General features: G+C 39.3%; 2 protein-coding genes and 1 pseudogene. 2 read left to right on the top strand and 1 reads right to left on the bottom strand.

Going from position 1 to position 2,987, the window contains the following annotated elements; translation table 11 throughout:
* Window positions 1-40: 40 nt before the first annotated feature.
* On the bottom strand, window positions 41-1,150 hold the full coding sequence (gene glnL, locus C1642_RS13705) for a nitrogen regulation protein NR(II) (RefSeq protein ID WP_000371970.1): 1,110 nt from the start codon (window positions 1,148-1,150) through the stop codon (window positions 41-43).
* 341 nt (window positions 1,151-1,491) lie between these two features.
* Between glnL and rimO the strand changes: the two genes are divergently transcribed.
* Both rimO and C1642_RS13720 read left to right on the top strand, forming a co-directional pair.
* On the top strand, window positions 1,492-2,835 hold the full coding sequence (gene rimO, locus C1642_RS13715; protein WP_000856678.1) for a 30S ribosomal protein S12 methylthiotransferase RimO: 1,344 nt from the start codon (window positions 1,492-1,494) through the stop codon (window positions 2,833-2,835).
* Between the two features lie 51 nt (window positions 2,836-2,886).
* Window positions 2,887-2,987, top strand: a pseudogene (locus C1642_RS13720) (UMP kinase); the annotation flags it as partial.

Below are 2,987 nucleotides of genomic sequence, written 5' to 3' on the forward strand. Positions count from 1 at the left end.
TACCCATCGCATGGCGCGATCGTCATCAATAACCCATATTTTATTTCGCGACACGGTCTGACTCCCAAGGTAAATATAAGCTAAACATTGTTTTTCCAGGAACTGATTGGCATTCAATCATTCCGTTATGTTGATGCATGATGTTCTGTGCAATACTCAGGCCAAGCCCTGTGCCTTTTGCTCGTCCTGTAACCAAAGGGTAAAACACAGACTCTAAAATGCTTTCGGGAATACCCGGTCCATTGTCTTCAATATCGACTCGTACAGCAGAGCGGTTGAGTACTCCATTAATAGTGACTAGACGTTGAATACGGGTACGTAAAATTAATTCAGGCTCTTGATCTGTAAAAAATGATTTATTTTCTGTAATAGCTTGAATGGCATTAACGCTAATATTGAGCATGACTTGAATGAGTTGGTCACGATCGGCTTTTACATCGGGTAAAGACAAATCATAATCACGCGTAATTTTGATTTTTTTCTTGGTCTGATTTGCGATTAAAGAGCGTACCCGTTCTAGAGGTTCATGCACATTTACATTTTCATAACTTGGCAATTGTCTTGAGCCCAACATGGTGTCGGCCAAATTGGTGAGACGATCTACCTCGTTAATAATGATATCCGTAAATTCAGCATAGCTCTCGTCATTTAAACTACGAGCAAGTAACTGAGTTGCCCCCCGAATACCAGCCAGAGGGTTTTTAATTTCGTGAGCAACGCCTCGAACCAGTTGTCTAGCCACTTGATGTTGTTGAATTAAGTTTTCTTCCTTAGAAATTTTCAACATACGATCAATAGGATTTAACTCAATAAGTAAGAGCGGGTGGTAGCTTTTACCTGCATTTAATTGCGAGACCGTATAATCCACATGTAAATCTTTAAAATTGACATTAATGATGGCTTCACGACGTGTATAAGGTTGTCCCGTTTTTAACGTGTTCAATAGGGCTTCATGCGTATTAAAGGTATCATCAGGTGCATGAAGTAAATTTAAAACCGGTTGTCCAGAAGCGCGAAGCAAACTAATGTCAAAAAGTGCTTCACAAGCGGAATTCAAATAAAAAATATTAAAGTTACTATCGATTAATAAAATCGCAGTAGTTAAATTGTCTACCAATAGGCGATAGTCGATAGGTGTGTGTTGATCCATTAGCGAATCGTTCCTGTCTTAAAATGGCGCAATGGCATCTTCATTGGTTATCGGTTTTCACCGTTATAGAACATGATCGATGCAAAATGTACGCCAACTTTGTTTATGGTTTATTTTAAGGTTTTAAGCGTATTTAAAGCGCTCTAAAATCGTTCTTAATATCTTTTGGTCAAAAATATGGATGTATACACCAATAATATCATGATCCAACTTGGTGCAATATTGAGTTTTGGTGCAAATATTGGTTGTATTTTGGTGCATTACACAAAGAGTGGGGTTTCCACCTATGCTTGAGACGAGAAAAGACATACAATACGCGCATTCAAGTGGAGCGCAGATTCATGAAGACCCCCAAAGTCGGTTTTGTTTCTTTAGGTTGTCCTAAGGCATTGGTAGATTCTGAACGAATTTTAACTCAGTTAAAGACTGAAGGTTATCAAGTTGCATCAGATTATGATGGTGCTGATTTAGTTGTTGTTAATACCTGTGGTTTTATTGAATCTGCAGTACAAGAATCTTTAGATGCAATTGGCGAAGCCATGAGTGAAAATGGCCGAGTTATTGTGACGGGCTGTTTAGGTAAAGATGAAGATAAAATTCGTCAAATGCACCCTAATGTTCTAAAAGTTACTGGTGCAGCAGCTTATCAAGACGTTATGGAAGCTGTACATGAATATGTTCCAGCACCGCCTAAACATAATCCGTTTATTGACCTTGTTCCTGAGCAAGGTATCCGTTTAACACCGAAACATTATGCTTATTTAAAAATATCTGAAGGCTGTAATCACCGTTGTACCTTCTGTATTATCCCGAGCATGCGCGGTGATTTAGTATCACGTCCAGTTGGAAGCGTATTAGAAGAAGCTGCTGCGTTAAAACGTGCAGGTGTAAAAGAAATCTTAGTCATTTCCCAAGATACCTCAGCTTATGGCGTAGATACCAAATATAAGCTCGATTTCTGGAACGGACAGCCCGTAAAAACCAAATTCTTCGACATGTGTGAAGCACTTGGTCAGCTTGGAATTTGGGTTCGCTTACATTATGTATATCCATATCCACATGTGGATGCAGTAATCGATTTGATGGCTCAAGGTAAAATCTTGCCATACCTCGATATTCCATTCCAGCATGCAAGCCCACGCGTTCTTAAATTAATGAAACGTCCGGCACATAGTGAGAATACATTAGAAAAAATTAAATTATGGCGCGAAAAATGCCCGGATCTTGTGATCCGTTCTACTTTCGTGGTTGGCTTTCCAGGCGAAACTGAAGAAGACTTCCAGATTTTGCTCGATTGGTTGGTTGAAGCTCAACTTGATCGTGTAGGCTGCTTTACCTATTCACCAGTAGAAGGCGCTACGGCAAATGATTTACCAGATCATGTGCCAGAAGAAATTAAGCAAGAGCGTTACGAGCGCTTTATGCAAGTGCAGCAACAAATCTCTGCTGCCAAATTACAAAAACGTATTGGTCAAACGATGACTGTATTGGTCGATAGTTTGGAAGATGAATATCCTGTTGCTGTTGCACGTTCTTATGCCGATGCTCCGGAAATTGACGGTAATGTCTTTGTAGAAGATATCGATAAGAGCACTATTCAACCAGGCGATATGTTGGAAGTCGAAATTACCGATGCGGATGAATACGACTTATTTGCAAAGTTAATTAAAATTAAATCGGTCTAATCGAATCACGATTCAAAAAGCATTCAGTTTAAGAGGTCTTGGAGCAAAATCATGGCGGAAACAATCAGCCCCCGTTATTCACGAATTTTATTAAAATTATCTGGTGAAGCTTTATCAGGTAATAAAGATATGGGTATTGATGCTCAAGTTTT

Origin of the sequence: Acinetobacter sp. AKBS16, from assembly GCF_002899995.1 — a bacterium.
GTDB classification, from domain to species: domain Bacteria; phylum Pseudomonadota; class Gammaproteobacteria; order Pseudomonadales; family Moraxellaceae; genus Acinetobacter; species Acinetobacter baumannii.